The 15,028-nt window shown below is 61.0% G+C and carries 14 protein-coding genes; 7 read left to right on the top strand and 7 right to left on the bottom strand.

Annotation, left to right across the window (positions count from 1 at the left end; all coding sequences use genetic code 11):
• Nucleotides 1-20: 20 nt before the first annotated feature.
• Both eat and EQV97_RS20555 read right to left on the bottom strand, forming a co-directional pair.
• Nucleotides 21-1,472: an ethanolamine permease gene (gene eat / locus EQV97_RS20560; protein WP_045061519.1), complete on the bottom strand. Its 1,452-nt coding sequence runs from the start codon at nt 1,470-1,472 to the stop codon at nt 21-23.
• A gap of 148 nt (nt 1,473-1,620) precedes the next feature.
• A complete protein-coding gene (locus tag EQV97_RS20555) occupies nt 1,621-3,141 on the bottom strand; it encodes an aldehyde dehydrogenase family protein (RefSeq protein WP_045061518.1) in 1,521 nt (506 codons plus the stop codon).
• Nucleotides 3,142-3,440: 299 nt separating this feature from the next.
• On the opposite strand from EQV97_RS20555, the gene EQV97_RS20550 reads away from it, so the two are divergent.
• The 4 genes from EQV97_RS20550 to EQV97_RS20535 all read left to right on the top strand — a co-directional run bounded on the left by EQV97_RS20550 (nt 3,441) and on the right by EQV97_RS20535 (nt 7,789).
• On the top strand, nt 3,441-5,357 hold the full coding sequence (locus EQV97_RS20550; RefSeq protein ID WP_122838918.1) for a sigma-54-dependent Fis family transcriptional regulator: 1,917 nt from the start codon (nt 3,441-3,443) through the stop codon (nt 5,355-5,357).
• A gap of 176 nt (nt 5,358-5,533) precedes the next feature.
• Nucleotides 5,534-6,883 (top strand): UDP-N-acetylmuramate:L-alanyl-gamma-D-glutamyl-meso-diaminopimelate ligase, encoded by a 1,350-nt coding sequence (gene mpl, locus EQV97_RS20545; protein ID WP_122838919.1) that lies wholly within the window; start codon nt 5,534-5,536, stop codon nt 6,881-6,883.
• Nucleotides 6,880-7,512 (top strand): flavin prenyltransferase UbiX, encoded by a 633-nt coding sequence (gene ubiX / locus EQV97_RS20540; protein WP_045061515.1) that lies wholly within the window; start codon nt 6,880-6,882, stop codon nt 7,510-7,512. Before mpl ends, ubiX begins: the two co-directional genes overlap by 4 nt.
• On the top strand, nt 7,505-7,789 hold the full coding sequence (locus EQV97_RS20535) for a YceK/YidQ family lipoprotein (RefSeq protein ID WP_122838920.1): 285 nt from the start codon (nt 7,505-7,507) through the stop codon (nt 7,787-7,789). The genes ubiX and EQV97_RS20535 overlap by 8 nt, the downstream gene beginning before the upstream one ends.
• A gap of 37 nt (nt 7,790-7,826) precedes the next feature.
• On the opposite strand, the gene EQV97_RS20530 is transcribed toward EQV97_RS20535, so the two are convergent.
• From EQV97_RS20530 to EQV97_RS20520, 3 genes are all read right to left on the bottom strand, one after another.
• Complete coding sequence (locus EQV97_RS20530) at nt 7,827-8,468, bottom strand: oxidoreductase (protein ID WP_240889663.1); 642 nt, start codon at nt 8,466-8,468, stop codon at nt 7,827-7,829.
• A gap of 27 nt (nt 8,469-8,495) precedes the next feature.
• The gene (locus EQV97_RS20525) at nt 8,496-10,214 is read right to left on the bottom strand and encodes a C13 family peptidase (protein ID WP_240889661.1); all 1,719 of its coding nucleotides are present in this window, start codon (nt 10,212-10,214) and stop codon (nt 8,496-8,498) included.
• Between the two features lie 113 nt (nt 10,215-10,327).
• Nucleotides 10,328-10,783: a MaoC family dehydratase gene (locus EQV97_RS20520; protein ID WP_045061511.1), complete on the bottom strand. Its 456-nt coding sequence runs from the start codon at nt 10,781-10,783 to the stop codon at nt 10,328-10,330.
• A gap of 197 nt (nt 10,784-10,980) precedes the next feature.
• On the opposite strand from EQV97_RS20520, the gene EQV97_RS20515 reads away from it, so the two are divergent.
• From EQV97_RS20515 to EQV97_RS20505, 3 genes are read left to right on the top strand one after another with little or no spacing between them, the layout of a single operon-like run.
• Nucleotides 10,981-11,343 (top strand): CidA/LrgA family protein, encoded by a 363-nt coding sequence (locus EQV97_RS20515; protein WP_122838923.1) that lies wholly within the window; start codon nt 10,981-10,983, stop codon nt 11,341-11,343.
• The gene (locus tag EQV97_RS20510; protein WP_045061509.1) at nt 11,340-12,056 is read left to right on the top strand and encodes an LrgB family protein; all 717 of its coding nucleotides are present in this window, start codon (nt 11,340-11,342) and stop codon (nt 12,054-12,056) included. Before EQV97_RS20515 ends, EQV97_RS20510 begins: the two co-directional genes overlap by 4 nt.
• Nucleotides 12,057-12,067: 11 nt before the next feature.
• The gene (locus EQV97_RS20505; protein ID WP_122838924.1) at nt 12,068-12,658 is read left to right on the top strand and encodes an LON peptidase substrate-binding domain-containing protein; all 591 of its coding nucleotides are present in this window, start codon (nt 12,068-12,070) and stop codon (nt 12,656-12,658) included.
• Nucleotides 12,659-12,683: 25 nt separating this feature from the next.
• On the opposite strand, the gene EQV97_RS20500 is transcribed toward EQV97_RS20505, so the two are convergent.
• On the bottom strand, nt 12,684-14,000 hold the full coding sequence (locus EQV97_RS20500; protein WP_122838925.1) for a bifunctional DedA family/phosphatase PAP2 family protein: 1,317 nt from the start codon (nt 13,998-14,000) through the stop codon (nt 12,684-12,686).
• Nucleotides 14,001-14,185: 185 nt separating this feature from the next.
• On the bottom strand, nt 14,186-14,884 hold the full coding sequence (locus EQV97_RS20495) for a DNA-3-methyladenine glycosylase (protein WP_122838926.1): 699 nt from the start codon (nt 14,882-14,884) through the stop codon (nt 14,186-14,188).
• Between the last annotated feature and the right edge of the window lie 144 nt (nt 14,885-15,028).

Here is a 15,028-nt window from a genome sequence, read left to right as displayed (position 1 = left end):
TGCGCCGTGGTTTGCGGCGGTCAGTGCAAGGCTTTTTCAGCGGCCTGAATCGCCGCGAACTCTTCTTCGGGCGTGCCTGCTACCAAGTGATGCCGACTGTAGAACGCAAAGTAAGCAATTAACACTCCATAGATGATCGCGGCCCCGATGACCACCCGCGGATCCACCAGGAAGCCCGCCACTACTGCGATGCAGGCCAGTACCAGGGCCACGCCGGAGGTGAAGATACCGCCCGGCGTACGGTATGGCCGATCCATTTTGGGGCGGCGAATGCGCAGGGTGATGTGGGCGGCCATCATCAGGACGTAGGAAATGGTCGCGCCGAACACTGCCACGAGGATGAGCAGGTCACCCTGGCCGGTCAGCGACAGGCCAAAACCGATAATCCCTGGAATGATCAGCGCCAGCACCGGTGCTTTGCTTTTATTGGTTTCAGACAGTTTGCGCGGCAGGTAGCCGGCGCGGGACAGGGCGAAAATCTGCCGCGAATAGGCATAGATGATCGAGAAAAAGCTGGCGATCAGGCCTGCAAGGCCCACCAGGTTGACGAAGCCGCCCATCCAGGTCGAACCGCCATACGCCTTGCTCAAGGCTTCGACCAGCGGGTTGCCCGAGGTCAGCAGCGCGTTGGCACCTGCACCACCGGGCCCGATGACCAGGATCAGCAGGGCAAAGCTCACCAGCACCAGCATCGCGCCGATCAGGCCGCGGGGCAGGTCGCGTTTCGGGTTTTTGGTTTCTTCTGCCGCGAGCGGCACACCTTCGACCGCGAGGAAGAACCAGATCGCGTAGGGAATCGCCGCCCACACGCCGACATAGCCAAAGGGCAAGAAGCTGCTGGCGCCCTTGGCGTCCGTTACGGGAATGTCCAGCAGGTTGGCGACGTTGAAGTGCGGCACCATCGCTACCAGAAATACGCCCAGGGCCAGCGCGGCAACGGCGGTGATGATAAACATCAGTTTCAGGGCCTCACCGACACCGAAGATGTGGATCGCGATGAAGATAATGTAGAACGCCAGGTAGATCATCCAGCCGCCAATGCCGAACAATGACTCGCAATAGGCGCCGATAAACACCGCGATCGCTGCGGGTGCGATGGCGTACTCGATCAGAATCGCTGTCCCGGTCAGGAATCCGCCCCAGGGGCCGAATGCGCTGCGGGCAAAACCGTAACCGCCACCAGCGGTAGGAATCATGGAAGACAGTTCGGCCAGTGAAAAGCACATGCACAGGTACATGGTGGCCATCAGCAATGTGGCGAGGAACATGCCACCCCAGCCACCTTGGGCGAGGCCGAAGTTCCACCCGGCGTAATCGCCGGAAATGACGTAGGCCACGCCGAGGCCGACCAGCAGGACCCAGCCGGCGGCGCCTTTTTTCAGTTCCCGTTGCTGGAAGTATTGCGAGTCGACTTTTTCAAAGTCCACGGAAGAGCCGGTCGCCGGGACGCCCGAAGGGGATTCGCTAGGCATAGGGTTCACCATTGTTATTGTTTTGGGTGGGCCTTGTGGGGTGTGAGCCTGCTCGCGATGGCGGTGGATCATTCAACTGATGCGTTGAAAGGGTGAACCGCTATCGCGAGCAGGCTCGCTCCCACAGGGGGAGCAAGTGCTGCGAGTTTTAGAAGAAGCCCAGCGGATTGATGTCGTAGCTCACCAACAGGTTTTTGGTCTGCTGGTAGTGGTCGAGCATCATTTTGTGGGTTTCACGACCGACGCCGGATTTTTTGTAACCGCCAAACGCGGCGTGCGCCGGGTACAGGTGGTAGCAGTTGGTCCATACGCGACCGGCCTTGATGGCGCGGCCCATGCGGTAGGCGCGATTGATGTCGCGGGTCCAAAGTCCCGCACCCAGGCCGAACTCGGTGTCGTTGGCGATGGCCAGGGCTTCGGCTTCGTCCTTGAAGGTGGTGATGCTCACCACCGGGCCAAAGATTTCTTCCTGGAACACGCGCATTTTGTTGGTGCCCTTGAGCAGGGTCGGCTGGATGTAATAGCCGGTCGCCAGGTTGCCCTCGAGTTTTTCCACCTTGCCGCCGGTCAGCAGCTCCGCGCCTTCGCCCTTGGCAATTTCCAGGTACGACAGAATCTTGTCGAACTGCTGCTCGGACGCCTGTGCGCCGACCATGGTGTCGGTGTCCAGCGGGTCGCCTCGCTTGATCTGCAGGACTTTTTTCATCACCACTTTCATGAAGTCGTCGTAGATCGACTCCTGCACCAGTGCGCGGGACGGGCAGGTGCAGACTTCGCCCTGGTTGAAGAACGCCAGCACCAGGCCCTCAGCGGCCTTTTCAATGAAGGTTTCTTCAGCGTCCATGATGTCGGCGAAGAAGATGTTCGGCGACTTGCCGCCCAGCTCCACGGTGGACGGGATGATATTTTCGGCGGCGCATTTCATGATGTGCGAGCCGACCGGAGTCGAGCCGGTGAAGGCGATCTTGGCGATGCGTTTGCTGGTGGCCAGGGCTTCGCCGGCTTCTTTGCCGAAGCCTTGCACGACGTTCAACACACCGGGCGGCAGCAGATCGCCGATCAGTTCCATCAGCACGGTGATGCCCAGTGGCGTTTGCTCGGCTGGCTTGAGCACTACGCAGTTACCGGCGGCAAGCGCCGGGGCGAGTTTCCAGGCGGCCATCAGGATCGGGAAGTTCCACGGGATGATTTGCCCGACCACGCCCAGGGGCTCATGGATGTGATAAGCCACGGTGTTACCGTCGATCTCGGCAGCGCTGCCTTCCTGGGCGCGCAGGCAACCGGCGAAGTAGCGGAAATGGTCGGCCGCCAGCGGGATGTCGGCATTCAGGGTTTCGCGCACGGCCTTGCCGTTGTCCCACGACTCGGTGATCGCCAGGACTTCCAGGTTCTGCTCGATACGATCGGCAATTTTCAGCAGTACCAGCGAACGGGCCTGGGCAGAAGTGCTGCCCCAGGCGTCAGCGGCGGCGTGTGCAGCGTCCAGCGCCTTGTCGATATCTTCGGCGGTGGAACGCGGGAATTCGGCGATGGGTTGGCCATTGACTGGCGAGGTATTGGTGAAGTACTGACCTTTGACAGGCGCGACGAACTCGCCGCCGATGTAGTTACCGTATTTGCTTTTGAACGAAACGATAGCGCCTTCAGTACCGGGGTGAGCGTAACGCATGATGGTTCTCCTTGGCTTTTATGCTTATTGAGGGAGTGGCGCATGTGCGCTTGCTATAAGCGTAGAGCAAAGGTTGGGCCACTGCCTTGCAGGGCCGGGGAATCAAGGGGTTGCGCGGTTTTTCTCGGACGGGTGGGCGGGCGCTGTGACGGTATCGGTACAGCGTGGGTGACAGTTTGTGCCGGATTTGCCACACCCTGTGACTGGGCGGTCTTGCCAGCATTGCAATGCGCTGGAGCCTGGAGGATGCTCAGTGGGCGTGATGGACCGCGTAGGACCTCTCGGGAGAATAATAAGAGATGCAAGACAACCATTTGAGCCGTCATGCCCAGCAGGTCATGACCGTCACCCAGGGCAAATCACACTTGCATGGCCCTGGCAGTGATCCGTCCATCGCCCGTTCGTGGCTGCGTTGTCTTGAGGACTATCACCTTGACCCTTCGCTGACGATGGCGCCCACGGTGCTGGAGCACGGCCGCGTGCTGGAAAGTCGCGAGCGCTTGCAGCAAGTGCTGCATATCGCCGGTACTGAAATGACCAGCCTGCACCAGCAATTGTCCGGCGCCGGTCATGCCGTGCTGCTGACCGATGCCCGGGGGGTGATTCTCAACTGTGTCACGGCGCCTGCCGAACGCAAGATCTTCGAGCGTGCCGGCCTCTGGCTGGGCGCGGACTGGAGCGAAGCCTGCGAAGGCACTAATGGCATAGGCACATGCCTGGTGGAGCGTCAGTCGCTGACCATCCACCAGGATGAACATTTTCGCGGGCGTCACACCGGCCTGACCTGTTCGGCGAGCCCCGTGTTCGATCCGCATGGCGAGCTGCTGGCGGTGCTCGACGTGTCCTCGGCGCGCCACGATGTATCGCGCCAGAGCCAATTCCACACCATGGCCCTGGTGAACCTATCGGCGAAGATGATCGAGAGCTGTTACTTCCTGCGCTATTTCGACAATCAATGGCTGCTGCGCTTTCACCTGCAGGCCGAATCCGTCGGACTGTTCAGCGAAGGCTTGCTGGCATTTGACGGGGAAGGGCGGATCAGCGCGGTCAACCAGAGCGCCCTGAATCTGTTGGGGCACATTCGCGGCGGGCTGCTGGGCAAGCCCGTCGAGGCATTTTTCGATTGTTCACTGGACGAGCTGCTTGGTCGTGCAAGTATCAATGCCAGCGCCAGTTGGCCACTTCGCACCCGTGACGGGCGCAACCTATTCGCCTTGTTGCGCGGGCAATCGCGCAGTATTGCGGCACCCATAATAAAGAGCCCGGTAACGCCGCAGCAATCGCGTCCTGCCGGCATTTGCCTGGGTGATACGTCGCTGCAGGAGGATTTTCGCAAGGCCTTGCGAGTCTTCGAGCGTGACGTGCCGCTGCTGATCAACGGCGAGACAGGCTCGGGCAAGGAGGCCTTTGCCAAAGCCGTGCACAATGCCAGCCAGCGCTGCGAAAAAGCATTCGTCGCGCTCAATTGTGCGGCCATCCCCGAAAGCCTGATCGAAAGTGAGTTGTTCGGCTATCGCGGCGGCAGTTTCACCGGGGCGCGCAAGGAAGGCATGCGAGGCAAACTACAGCAGGCGGATGGCGGCACCCTGTTCCTGGATGAGATCGGTGACATGCCCCTGGCATTGCAAACCCGTCTGCTCAGGGTGCTGGAAGACCGCCAGGTGGTGCCGATCGGCGGTGAACCGGAGGCGGTGGATGTACGCATCATCAGTGCAACTCACCGTAACTTGCTGGGGCGGGTGCAGGACGGCAGTTTCCGCGAAGACTTGTATTACCGGCTCAATGGACTCGAAGTGGCCTTGCCGGCGCTGCGCGAACGCACCGATAAATCGCAGCTGCTCGATTTCCTGCTGGCCGAGGAGGCCGGCTCGGACGCTGTGCTGATTGAAGAGCCTGCGCGCCAGGCGCTGCTCGGGTTTGCCTGGCCGGGTAATGTGCGCCAACTGCGCAATGTGCTGCGCACCTTGGCGGCGTTGTGCGACGGCGGGCGGATCGGTCTTGCGGACTTGCCGGCAATGATTCGCCAGGCGCTGCCGCAAACGGATATGGCCCCCGCACCATCGGAGCATCCGCTGGAGGATGCCGAGCGGTTGGCCTTGCTCAATGCGCTGGAGCAAACGCGCTGGCACATGACTCACACGGCCGAGCAGCTGGGTGTCAGCCGAAATACCCTGTATCGCAAACTTCGCAAGCACGGCCTAAGCCGATCCCTGTAGGAGCGAGCTTGCTCGCGAAAAACCTGAGAACAATGGGGGCATTCAGAAAACACGCGTCATCGTTGACGTTTTTCGCGAGCAAGCTCGCTCCTGCAGGGCAGGCGGTGATCTTGAAACACAGGGTGCGAATTTTGCCTCCCTAGGCTAACCTGCGGCCATGTTTTACGAGGTCGACTATGCACATTCATATTCTTGGTATCTGCGGCACTTTCATGGGTTCGATGGCGGTCCTGGCCAAAGAGCTGGGCCATCGCGTCACGGGCTCCGATGCCAACGTCTACCCGCCAATGAGCACTCAGCTTGAGGCTCAGGGCATTGAGTTGACCCAGGGTTACGATCCCGCGCAACTGGACCCGGCTCCGGACCTGGTGGTGATTGGCAACGCCATGTCCCGCGGTAACCCGGCAGTCGAATACGTCCTGAACAAAGGCCTGCCGTATGTCTCCGGCCCGCAGTGGCTGGCGGACCATGTGCTGCAAGGCCGCTGGGTGCTGGCTGTCGCCGGGACCCATGGCAAAACCACTACCAGCAGCATGCTCGCCTGGGTGCTGGAACACGCGGGCATGAGCCCGGGCTTCCTGATCGGCGGCGTGCCGCAGAATTTCTCGGTGTCGGCGCGTCTGGGTGATACGCCGTTCTTCGTCATCGAAGCAGACGAATACGACAGTGCCTTTTTCGACAAGCGCTCCAAATTCGTTCATTACCGTCCGCGCACCGCGATCCTGAATAACCTTGAGTTCGATCATGCGGACATCTTCCCGGATCTGCCGGCTATCGAACGGCAGTTTCACCATTTGGTCCGAACCATCCCGAGTGAAGGCCTGGTGATCCATCCGACCACCGAGCCTGCCCTGCACCGGGTGATCGACATGGGTTGCTGGACACCTGTGCAGACCACCGGTGCCGGCGGCCAGTGGCAGGCCAGGCTGCTCAGCGAAGACGGCTCGAAATTCGAAGTGATGTTCGAAGGCAAGGTCCAGGGCGTGGTGGAGTGGGACATGACCGGTCAGCACAACGTTGCCAATGCCTTGGCAACCTTGGCGGCGGCGCGACATGTCGGCGTGGTGCCGTCCATGGGCATCGCAGCCCTGAGCGCCTTCAAAAGCGTGAAGCGGCGAATGGAGAAAGTGGCGGAAGTTCGCGGCATCACCATCTATGACGACTTCGCTCACCACCCGACAGCTATCGCCACGACGCTCGACGGCCTGCGCAAGCGCATCGGTGACGCACCGCTGATTGCGATCATCGAACCGCGTTCCAACTCCATGAAACTTGGCGCACACCGTGATGGCCTTCCGGAAAGCGTGGTCGATGCCGACCAGGTGATCTGGTATGCCCCGGCCAATCTCGGCTGGGACCTGGGCGCCACCGCCGCGCTGTGCACGGTACCGTCGATTGTCAGTGATTCCCTCGAAGGCATCATCGAACGCGTGAAGAGCCAGGCCCGGCCCGGCACTCACGTGGTGATCATGAGCAACGGCGGCTTTGGCGGCCTGCACGGCAAACTCGCCGAGGCGCTGCAATGAACAACGGGCCGGAACGCATCACGCTGGCGATGACCGGCGCTTCGGGCGCCCAATACGGCTTGCGCCTGCTGGACTGCCTGGTGCGCGAAGACCGCGAGGTGCACTTTCTGATCTCGAAGGCGGCGCAATTGGTGATGGCCACCGAGACTGATGTTTCGCTGCCGCCGAAAACCCAGATGATGCAGGCGTTCCTGACCGAATACACCGGCGCTGCCGCCGGGCAGATTCGCGTCTATGGCAAGGAAGACTGGATGTCGCCGGTCGCTTCGGGCTCCGGGGCTCCGGCGGCGATGGTGGTGGTGCCCTGTTCCACCGGGACTTTGTCGGCCATCGCCACCGGGGCCTGCAACAACCTGATCGAACGGGCTGCGGACGTGACCTTGAAAGAGCGTCGCCAGCTGATCCTGGTGCCCCGTGAAGCGCCTTATTCGAGCATTCATCTGGAGCACATGCTCAAGCTGTCGAACATGGGCGTGACCATTCTGCCGGCATCGCCGGGCTTCTATCATCAGCCGCAGACGATTGATGACCTGATCGATTTTGTCGTGGCGCGGATTCTCAACCTGCTGAACATTCCCCAGGACATGCTGCCGCGTTGGGGCGAACACCACCTGACCAGCGATGAATAAGCTGCTGGTGATCGTCCTCGCGCTGCAATTGGCCGGCTGCGCTACTGCACGCACGCTGGATGCTGCCAAGCCTGGGGCCCCCGTGGTTTATGCAGGGACTCGGCTGGATTTGTATGCCCTGAACGGCGGGTGCTGCGCCATGGATCGCTTCGGTGCCGAGGCGCCTGGTTACCCCGGCGCGGACCTGCCGGCGAGTGCGTTGCTGGATACGCTGTTGTTGCCGTTGTCGTTGTTGACGGTGATTGGCGTGGGGTTTCAGGCGACCGGGGGATTGTGAAAGTCAAAAGATCGTCCGATCGGACGATCTTTTGATCTTATTTACCTAACTTACGTAATTCATCCGACTCTACCACCCGAACCCCGTCCTGCTCCTCCAGTGCCAGGCGCCACATCGCCCGCGCCAGTTGGCAGGCTTCAATCCCGTGGTACTTGCCCGGAATCAGCCGGGATAACGGCCCGGCGACTTTTTCAGCCAGGCGTGGCTCAACCCGATCACCCAGCAGTAGAGAAGGGCGGCAGATAGTCAATTGCGGCCAGTCCTGCGCGCGCAAGGCTTGTTCCATCTCGCCTTTGACCCGGTTATAGAACACCGACGACTTTGGATCCGCCCCCAGCGCGCTGACCACGATCAGGTGCCGAGCGCCCATTTCCCGGGCGCATTTGGCGAATGCCACCACCATGTCCAGGTCCACGGCGCGGAACGCCTGTTCCGAGCCGGCCTGCTTGATGGTGGTGCCGAGGCAGCAGTAGGCAATGTCCACGCGGCCGTTGAGTTGGGGTAGAAATACCGCCGGGTCGCCGACAGGGTTTTCCAGGTGGGGATGCTCGGCCAATGGCCGGCGTGAGGGCGCCAATACCCGGGTAATCGTGGGTTCATTAAGCAGGCGGTCAAGCAAGTGTTCACCGGTCAAACCGGTAGCTCCGGCAAGCAATACGTGCTGAGGCGTCAAGTACATAGTGTTTCTCCCTTGATACTGTTCAGCTTAGTTGCTCTTTGCATCCTTGCTGTCGACAGACACACTTTGCAGCGCTTTGCGTGCCTGCTGCTTGCGCAATAATTGCCAGTGCGACAGGACGGTTTTGGGCGCCCAGATCTGCGGTTCGGATGCTTCAAAGTTGTCAGCCAGCTCGCGCTCGGCCACGGTCGCCCTGGCCAGCTTGAAGGCTTGTTCCAGGTCATCGGTCTGGTTCAGCGCCTGGGCGAACAGGGCATCGCCGAAATAGGTGAAGTTGGCTTCCTCGGAGCAGCCGAACGACACGCGATCAGCCCGTGAGGCGGTCATGATCAGGGTGCGTTCATCCTTGAGGGTCGGGATGAAACCACCGGAGTAGCACGCGGAAATCACGATGACCTTGTCGCGATTTTTCAGCGGGGCCAGCACTGCGGCAAGCTCGTCTGCCGGCAGGTCTGACAACTCCATGCGCGGCTGGTCCAGGACCAATTCATGCTCGCTGGTGCCGTGGCTGGTCAGGTAAATGAAAATAAGGTCTTCCGGCCCGCTGCGCTCGGCCAGGGTCGCCGCGGCGCGACGCAGGTTTTCCCGGGTGGCCATCGGTCGATCCACCAGATGGTCGCGATGATTGACCAGGCGGATCTGGCCAAACGCACCGAAACGGCTGCTGAGCATGTTGCTGACATAATCGGACTCGCGCAGGAACACGCTCTGCTTGCCATCACCCCCGAGGGTCAGGGTGTAGAGCTCGACGGCTGGCGTCGAGGCGGGCACGCTTGCCAGCGCGTCGTCCAGTAACCGCCCCTGGGCCAGCAGGCCAAGCTCAAGGCTGTCAGGCAGCAGCTTGCCTTCGGCATCGCGAACCCGCTGGCCAGCGATCCAGGTACCGCTTTGCACGGTGCCGTCAGTCAACACCAGCGTGCCGCGACCCGAGTAGCTGTCATTGTCGAACTGGCCAATATAGAAACTGCCGTCCGCAAGGTTCAATCGCCCCGCGCCGCTGAAGCGCCAATCGCTGAACTGACCCACGTAATGGCTGCCATCGGCGCCAATCAGTTCGCCTTTGCCATTGAGCGACCCTTCCTTGAACTGCCCGAGCCAGACATCGCCATCGGCATTCTCGTAGCGACCCTTGCCGTGCAGCTGGTTGTTCTTGAAGCTGCCGACATAGATATCGCCATCGGCACTGTTGAAGGTCCCGTTACCTTCCAGCTGACCGTCGACGAAATTACCGGTGAACTGGTTGCCACTGGCGTCGCCGCGCTGGCCTTCACCATTAGGTTTGCCATGGGCGAACTGGCCCTGATACGAACTGCCGTCCTCGAGCTCGAGGCGACCCAGTCCTGAATATTGATCGGCCTTGAACTCGCCGCGATAGGTCATGCCGTTTTCTTTGAGGGTGCCTTCGCCGTCCCGTCGACCGGCCTTGAAACCGCCGGTGTAGCTGCTGCCATTGGTGGTCAGCGTCCCCTGGTCGTCGAACAGGCCCTGGTTGAATTGTCCGCGATACACTTCGCCATTGCTGCCGTGCCACTCGCCCTGGCCATGCCATTGGCCTTTGTCGAACTGGCCTGCGTACCAGCTGCCGTTCGGATAATCGACGCGGCCCTGGCCTTGCAGCAATCCGTCTACCAGTTCGCCGCGATAGCGTCCGCCGTCCGGCAGGCGCGCGTCAGGGGGCAGCAGCGATTCGCCGTCTCCGCAAGCGGTCAGCAACAGGGTCAACGCGAGGAGGGCAATCGAGCGCATAGCGGGATCCGGGCAATTAGGCGACCGAGTATGCCGCAGCTCCATGACCTTATATAGCCAGGAAAGCACCAGAAGGCGCGAAACAGCATGAGCTGCTTCGCATCCAGGATCATTTACACGAAGCAGAGCGACAGGGGTTCGGCAATGTAGGCCGGTTTCTCTGAGCCTTCGATTTCCAGCGTGGCGGTGGCCTTGAGGAGCCATTGGCCGGGCTTTTTCTCGGTGACTTCGGCCAGGTCGACCTTGAGGCGGACCCTGGAATTGACCTTGACCGGCTGAATGAACCGCACGCTGTCGAGGCCATAATTGACCACCATCTTCAGGCCTTCAGGCAGTATGAGGATGTCTTCCATCAGCTTCGGGATCAGCGACAGCGACAGGAAGCCGTGGGCGATGGTGCTCCCGAATGGCGTTTGCGCGGCTTTGACCGGGTCGACGTGGATGAACTGGTAATCCCCGGTGGCTTCGGCGAACAGGTTGATGCGCTCCTGGTCGATGGTGAGCCATTCGGAACTTCCAAGTTCCTTGCCGACATAATCTTTGAGCTCTGCAACTGGAACATAGGGCATTGAGACTCTCCTTGGGTTCATCGGTTTTATAGTTTTGAGGTGGGGGGGCTCAGGCCTCCCGAATTACCACTTTAGATCACCATGGCCGTTTACTGCGGTCAACTGACCATGCTTTTGGCGAATGCCGGTCCATAGCGTGGGCATGCTTATAATGCTCGGCCCGCCATTGCGGGTGACGGGATTGGCGGGAGGCCAGGATGTTGCTACGAGGTTTGACATGGCTGGTGCTGTTCCAATTGCTGGGGACAGCGATCAATCACCTGTTTCTGCCAGTGTTGCCGGGGCCCATCGTCGGGCTGCTGCTGTTGCTGGCGTATCTGATCAGTCGCGGGCAAGTGGGCGAGCCACTGAACCTGGCAGCGGGCAGTCTGCTGCGTTACCTGCCGCTGTTGCTGGTGCCGCCAGCCGTGGGCGTGATGGTGTACGCCAAGGATATTGCCGCAGACTTCTGGGCCATTGTTGGCGCGCTGGTGCTGTCGCTGCTGCTGTCGATGGCGTTCGCCGGTGTGCTGATGCAGCGTTTGGTCAAGCGTCATGCGCCGCCTGAGGACAGCCAATGATCTTTGACTGGCAGGGCGCGTGGACGTCCGTGATCCACCATCCATTGTTCGGCATCGGCATTACGCTGGGCGCCTACCAGCTGGTGCTGGCGGCATTCGAGAAAACCCGCTGGGTCTTTTTACAACCGGTGCTGGTCTCCATGCTGTTGGTGATCGCAGTGTTGGCAGGTTGCGGCATCACTTATGCCGAGTATCGCAAGAGCACCGAGATCCTCAGCATCCTCCTGGGGCCGGCGACTGTGGCGCTGGCCGTGCCGCTTTACCTGAACCTGCGACGCATTCGGCAGTTGTTCTGGCCGATATTTACTACGCTGGTGATAGGCGGCGTGGTCGCCACCGGTCTTGGAGTGTTGCTGGGCTGGTCGTTCGGCGCAGAGCACATGATCCTGATGACCATGGCGCCCAAGTCCGTGACCTCGCCGATTGCGATGCTGGTCGCGGAGCAGATTGGTGGGGTGGCCGCGCTGGCGGCGGTATTCGTGCTGATAACCGGCGTGATCGGGGCGATTTTCGGGCCTGGCCTGTTGAATAGGCTGGGCGTGCACAGCCCCGAGGCGCGGGGCATGGCGTTGGGCATGACGGCCCATGCGGTGGGCACTTCGGTAGCCCTGCAGGAAAGTGAAGAGTGCGGCGCCTTTGCGGCGCTGGCAATGAGTCTGATGGGCGTGGCCACGGCGGTGTTCCTGCCGTTGGCGGTGTCGATGGTGGTGTAAGGAAAATGTCTATGAGCTTGCCGCTTTTTCCACTGAACACAGTGCTGTTTCCTGGCTGCATCCTCGACTTGCAGATTTTTGAGGCGCGCTATCTGGACATGATCGGCCGTTGCATGAAGCAGGGCGGCGGGTTCGGCGTGGTGTGCATCCTTGATGGCGAAGAGGTCGGCCTTGCTCCGCAGGGTTATGCGCTGGTGGGCTGTGAAGCGCTGATCACCGACTTCAAGCAGCAGGCCAATGGTTTGCTGGGCATCCGCGTCCAGGGCGGCAGGCGCTTCAATGTGCTGCGCACCGAGGTCCAGCGCGATCAGTTGACGGTGGCCGAGGTCGAGTGGCTGGAAGACGAGCCGGAGCAACCGCTGCAGGACGAAGACGCGGACCTGGTGGCCTTGCTCAAGGCATTGGCCGAGCACCCGATGGTCGAGGCCTTGAACATGGGTACCGAAGCGACCGGGCAGCAGTCGTTGGCCAATCAGCTGGCGTATCTGTTGCCTTTCGCCGAAGTGGACAAGATCGATTTGCTGCAACTCGATGATCCGCAGCAGCGCCTGGATGCCATCCAGGCACTGCTCGATGAACTGCAAGGCGAGTTGTTCGCCTGATCAACACGCCAATGCGCGCTGCGCCTCAGTAGGCGTAGCGCAGCATGGCATGCGGCAAGTGGCGCAGGGCGAAGAAGCCGAACAGCGCCACCATTGCGGGCAATACCAGCCACCAGACCCTGGGTGGCATGGCCTTCAATTCTTCACCGCGCTGTATTGTCCACAGGCTTGCCGCACAGACGCAGGCCGCCAGCATGGCCCCTGCCGTAATGTCGGTCGGCCAGTGCGCACCCAGGTAGACCCGTGATAACGCAATCGCCAGCGCCGGCAGGCATCCCACCAGCAGCCAGGTCAGGCGCATGCGTGGGGGTTGCCCGCGACCGGCCAGCACCGCCAGGGTCAGGAACAGCGCAAACGCCCCGGAGGCATGGCCGCTGGGCATGCTGTAGCTGGTCAGTGGGTCGCTGAGAACTTCCGGACGTACCCGGGCGAAGAACTGTTTGGTCCCGGTATTGGCCAGTGCCGTGATCAACAAGGTTGCGCAGGCGAATATTGCCTGGCGCCACTGACGCATCACCAGCAGCAAGGTCACAAGCAGTGCGCTGAACAACAGCATGTTGCGGAATTCGCCGATAATCGTCAGCGTCACGGCGACTTCATCGAGTGTCGGGCTGCGATGTTCCTGCACCAGCGTCATCACCCCCTGGTCGAGTGCGGTCAGGTGCGGATAGCCGATGAACAACCCGGCCAGAATCAGCAGGCTCATGCTGGCAATCAACACCGTCGCCTTGCGATGGCGACGCATGCTGCTGGTGATGCTCAAGCCGACCATCACCGCAATGCTGCCCGCCACGATGCCGGCTTCCGGCCAGAAACCTTCCGGCAAAGGCAGGCGAATCGCCGCGCCGGTGGCCCAGCCAGGCAGCAGGTAGGCGACGCTCCAGCCAGCCGCAGCCAACAGGCTTACGGCGGCAAAGCGCGGGAAGGGCATGTCGAACATTCCTGCGACCATGGGCAGCATGGGACGTAGCGGGCCGATGAAGCGGCCGACCAGCAAACTGGCAATGCCATAACGCTGGAAGTACGACTCTGCGCCGGCAATCCATTCCGGATGATGGCGCAAGCCGGGCAGGCGGCGGATGTTCTGGTGAAAATGTCGCCCGATGAAGTAGGAAACACAGTCACCCATCACGCCGGCGACGAATCCCAGCAGCAACGTCTCGCTCAGCGACAGGGCGCCGCTGCCCGCCAGCACCGCGACGGCAAACAACAGCACCGTGCCGGGGACGATCAACCCTGCAATCGCCAGGCACTCGACGAAGGCCACGACGAATACAGCCGCGGCCAGCCACTGCGGGTTTGCCGCGAGCCATCCGGTCACGCTATCGAGCCATGGGCCCATAAAAACTACTCCATCGAATTTTTATAAGCGTCCGCAGTGGGCGAACGCAGGCTTCAATACACCAACGAACCCTGTAGGAGCGAGCGTGCTCGCGATGGTCGCTAACGATAGCGAGTGCTGTCTGGATCGACGCGGCGCTCGGGAAAGCATCGCGAGCAAGCTCGCGCCTACAGGGGCTCGATTATTCAATTCAGCAAAATATAATCCCGCCCTTCGACCTGACCGCGTCGCAGCGGGTTCCGCGTGCAATAGGGCGCATAAGCCGCATCGACGAAGCGGTACATCAGGTGTTCATCCCGTCCTTGGGGAATTCCCAGTCGAGTGGTCTGGATCACATGGGCCGGTGCCGCTCCCACGTCTTCCACCAGCAACATCTCGTGGTCAAAGCGCTTGGCGTCCCACATGGGCACTTTCAGGCCCAGCGCCTTGCACAGCAAGGTCTGCCCGGCGCAGAGCTTTTGCGACGGGCGAGGGCGTCCCTGGCCATCGGGGTTGTTCAACAGCATTTGCGCCAGGCTGGCCGGTCCGCTCAGTTCGTCGACCCAGGGATAGGCCGACTTGATCAACACGGCATTGCCCGGCCCCAGAGCGCTGAAATTCAGGGAGTCACCGCCGCGGGCGTAATACATATAGATGTGGCCGCCATCCAGAAACAAAGCCTTACGCTTTTCTGTATAGCCGAGGGAGGCGTGGCTGCCTTTTTCTTCGAAATAATAGGCTTCGGTCTCGATGATCCTGGCGCTGAGCCACAAATTACCGACCCGGTGCCGGATAACTTTGCCCAGCAGATCCCGCGCCAGCGTCTGTGCGTCGCGGTCGAAGAAGGCGTCCGCAAGCCCGTGGGGCTTGAGGTCGGCGGCGGATGGGGCAGTCAGGTTAGTCATGATGAACAGCGTTTGTCAGGGCTGATTGAGCCGTGATGATAACAATGTGCACCTTAATTACGGCTGAACGTCGGCAAATTGAAGTCCATTTCGACCATCCGCCCGTCACCGCTGTTAGTCACGGGTCGCGACAGCTATAATCTG

It is taken from the genome of Pseudomonas sp. TMW22090, assembly GCF_022496665.1.
Lineage (GTDB): Bacteria > Pseudomonadota > Gammaproteobacteria > Pseudomonadales > Pseudomonadaceae > Aquipseudomonas > Aquipseudomonas gregormendelii.
This window is presented reverse-complemented; position numbering and strand designations above follow the sequence as displayed.